The sequence below is a fragment of the Acetobacter senegalensis genome (assembly GCF_001580995.1).
In the GTDB taxonomy this organism is placed as follows: Bacteria; Pseudomonadota; Alphaproteobacteria; order Acetobacterales; family Acetobacteraceae; genus Acetobacter; species Acetobacter senegalensis.
Genome location: NZ_LHZU01000055.1, coordinates 1 through 3,852, shown reverse-complemented (window position 1 = coordinate 3,852; position 3,852 = coordinate 1). Strand labels below are relative to the sequence as shown.

Genomic DNA, 3,852 nt, shown 5'->3' with positions numbered 1-3,852 from the left:
CATAACAGGCCCTAGCCAATATCGTCTATAATATGCGCCGCTTCCTCTTCCTGGAGCGGATCAGCACCACAGCATAGCAATCCAGTGGGTAACAGCCCCCGATCTGCTCAAAACGCAGATCAAAAGCAACACAAAGAACCGTCAATCAAATCGCCAAAAGCCTGAAATCACGAGCCAGCCCCATCAACCAACAGTTCTTCGATCCCTCCACATGCGATGAGGCTGACAAGAGGGCGCACACTCTGACAGCAGTTTCACAAACACTGCCTCCACGTGATGGGGTAATGCTCTACTCATCAACCAGTCCGAAAAGAATACGGCATATTCAGCTTACCCCTAAAGGGACGCGAACTGAGCCAAAATATCCTTGTCACGAATACGGTCATCGTTCAGCAGCATGATTATGCGTTGCAGGATAAGGTCCAGCCGATCATCATCATGCAGAGGCTTGTAGGCAGGTCCCTTTTGCCGCGCTGAGTTTGACAGAGTTGTGCTCAGAAAAAGATGACGGAGGTCGGGAAGAATCATGACATCAGCACTCCCCAGGTGAAGCCGATACTGATGTCGTTTCCCTTCTATCATGATGTAAGGCCCCTCAAAGCGCAAACGATCATCGACTTTCATACTCTTAACGATGACTGCAATCTCATCGCGTCGTGATGCGGCAAGCGCTCCAAAGTGAGGCTCTTTAGGCAAAGGAATGTAAGCCAGTCCGGCCTGACGCCGCCAGACACCCAGATCCGGAATCGCGTAGATCGTTTCAGCATTAAAAGAGACGTCGCTGGCAGCGATCGAAATCATAAGATCAAGATCACGCATAATTTCGGAAAAAACAACGGGAGGAATGTCTCCCAGCCGCACCGGCGTCTGCATTTCTTTCAATTTACGCCCACCATCATACAGCCAGTTCCCGCCATCTTCCAGAACGCAAAACCTTAACCTGTCTGTGATGATATGCGAAAATGTTCCCGCACCATGCGGCAAGTGATCAATCCCCACCCCACCGGTACGCCAATCGGCATAAATGCCATGAGCTGGCAGGCTGAACGCCCACGGAGCACTTTCAGAAGAAGGCATATGAGGCGAGAGATTACGGATACGCCACCCTCTTTTACGGCCTATTTCAACGACCTGAGCCTGATTGAGGATCCGTCTGGCATAACGATAAGATGCTGGTGAGCTTTCTCGCTCCTCCTGCGTGAGTGTGTATGTCTCCCGCCATGCCTGACGGATAGGCTGTTCGATCTTCAGTGCTTTAAGCTGTTGACGCCAGAGTGTAACGCAGGAGGACTCTGCACCATCCTGAACGCCGTTATGAAGAGGATGCCAAAGGCTCAGAAGTAAGTCCCCATGCGGAAGCGGGAGGCGCGTACCATCCGAACCGTAAAGCCCGCCATCCTCTCCGATCATGCAAGTGAAGACAGTCAGGTCGGGATACGCTACGAGCCATATCTGGCGTCGTGCAAGCCAGCTCAGGACGGGATGGGCAAGCCAGCGCTGCTGAAAAGCTGACCACGTCCAGCTCTGCCCTGTCAGCCAGGATCGCTCGAGCCGCTGGCGATGGATGGCCATATCGGCTGTCAGCGATTTTGCATCAGCGCGAAGGTCACGTAACGTTGTTTCGGACTGAGCGTCTGCTTTGATGGAGGCAGGAGGTTTGCTCAGCAGAGCACCAAGCGGATCGGCATAACGAATAACGGCCTGCCCCGAACCCGCCAGGGTCAGAGTCGCCGTAACCCCTCCCACCAATGGCTCGACGCGGCAATGCTGCTCATCCAGGCCGTACGTCAGCGCTACGAGCTCCTCTGCTTCAGCTGTCGTCAGACCGGAGCGCTCGGCGGCTTGAGCCAAAGCAACATTCAACTGTTTCAGCATGGTGGCGTGACGGGTTTTTGCCCTAAGCCGCGCCAGCCCCCGGATAGCATCAGGAGAAGCAATTTCGCCTACCGTCGTAACCAGACGGTTGAAGTGGGCAACATCTTCGTTCCTGAGAGCCTTCGCACACACTGGCAACAGCCAGGCAACGTCCGCCGGGTCCCGTGCGGCCGCGATCATCCACAGACATCCGGGAAATATGCTGTCTGATAATTCCGGTTTACGAATGACGCACCCTTCCTGCTTTTGGGCGACGGGTTTTGGATTTCTGTCTGGAAATTTTGTTCTGAGTAAATGGAATCGACCAAGCTGCATGATTCCAGAACCCTGTGGCCGCCCGAGCTGGAAAGTGTAGAAACTCGGGTTCTGGATCAGAACTTCAGCAATAACTGAAACAGATCCGGCCTGTTTGAAGGCAACGTTGAGAAGACGTATAAATCGCGGAAAAATAGCCGCACGATAGAGAGAGGGGATACCCAGTATACCGTAATAGGTCGAATGATCATCCCCGATCCTGTCAAGCTCCTGAATGACGCCGCGAGCGAAGGCCAGGAACTTGCTCCCGTCAGGTTCTTTCAGTCTATCCAAAAATCGTGCGAGAGTCTTTTTTGAAGGACGCGGTACCTCTGGCACCTGAAAAAATTCGAGACGATCATCCATCGCCTCCAATGAAGAGGCCGGATCTTCACGAAAGACAAATTCTCGAGCAAGCCAGTAAAGATGCGGAAAACTGCGTGCCATTTCTTCTCTGTCGTGGCATGCCTGATCGAACCATGCCGCATCCGGCAAACTATGAGCTGCACGGCTGAACAACCGAAAATAAGCATGCATACCACTTTTGGCATAAGAGCGCTTCGGCTGCCCGGGGATATCACGTCTGCTCGTATCCGGATAAAGTTTTGATGTCGCAAACCCTAGCGTATGACTGACATTTTCTCTGGCATATTTTCGCAACCAGCGAGGAGGTCGAGGAAGCTGACTGACCCCAATCAGCGTCTCATCCATACACGCAGCGATAGGCATATGATTTTGAATCATGTAATCAGACAGAGAATGTTCTGGAATCATATAGTAATCACGAATCTGCTTTTTATGGCGCTTAACCCAGGCAGCTTCCAAATTCGAGAAGATCTGCGGATCAACCTTCTCCATCTCGCTCCTCCAGCGGATTAACTGCTCCTCCATACGCCCAACATCTGCCAGAATCATGCGAGCGATTGCGAGTTCCGTATCAAGAAGATCATGCTGTGCCGGTGTCATGTTGGTGAGCGTCCCGCTGTTCTCTCGTCTAACAATTCAGTAACAACTATAATGAGATAATATACAAATCGTTGATCCTGTAAGAGAAGCCACCAACACTCAGTTTGCAACAGAGATCTTTTTGAGGATGGCTTTGTCAGAACATTTTAACGTTACTGATGCAACAGCTCCCGCGTTCTCATTTGTTGCGCTTCGATATAGGCTGTGGCGCTATGCGCCATTTTAAGAGCCTGCAAAAGATGATGGTCCCGCAGCAGCTGTGCTGAAACCCATGTGCCGCTGTCATTTTGTCCGTAATGACCGGCTTTTTGCACCTTTGACAGTAATCGGGCGATATTACCGCGAGAAACACCATAATGCTTTGCCATTGCACTGGCACTTCCAAGGTGAACGTAAACGCGTCCGTCATCTGAAGGCGTCTCTTTTTGAGCCCGTGTCATTTCGTTAAGGACCGAGATCCCGATTGTTGTATTAACCAGCGGTGCGATTGAAGGAAGAGGCGCGTAATAGAGCGGGTCATGGAGCATACGTCGTGCAAAAATTGGATGCATATGCGTTAGAATACGCGGATCTGAGATGACGCTGTCAGCCCGCCCTGCTCCGTCAATCAGGTCTAAGCCCTGCAGGCTGATCTGAAGATAGAGGTAAAACATTTTTTCAGAGAATTCGGTCATACGGTAAGCACTTACACGCTAGGGTCTGTTAGGGCCTGTTATG

The 3,852-nt window shown here is 51.6% G+C and carries 2 protein-coding genes; both read right to left on the bottom strand.

Features of this window, described 5'->3' with window-relative positions; all coding sequences use genetic code 11:
* Positions 1-336 precede the first annotated feature (336 nt).
* Positions 337-3,135 carry a DUF4132 domain-containing protein gene (locus tag AD948_RS00470; RefSeq protein WP_061470250.1) on the bottom strand — a complete coding sequence of 933 codons (2,799 nt, stop codon included), beginning with the start codon at positions 3,133-3,135 and terminating at the stop codon, positions 337-339.
* A gap of 152 nt (positions 3,136-3,287) precedes the next feature.
* Positions 3,288-3,809, bottom strand: coding sequence for a hypothetical protein (locus tag AD948_RS00465; RefSeq protein WP_061470249.1), 522 nt, complete (start codon positions 3,807-3,809; stop codon positions 3,288-3,290).
* Between the last annotated feature and the right edge of the window lie 43 nt (positions 3,810-3,852).

Bases quoted from the DNA above. Each gene is read 5' to 3' on its own strand.
- AD948_RS00470 (WP_061470250.1), bottom strand. From the start codon at position 3,135: ATGACACCGGCACAGCATGATCTTCTTGATACGGAACTCGCAATCGCT.
- AD948_RS00465 (WP_061470249.1), bottom strand. From the start codon at position 3,809: ATGACCGAATTCTCTGAAAAAATGTTTTACCTCTATCTTCAGATCAGC.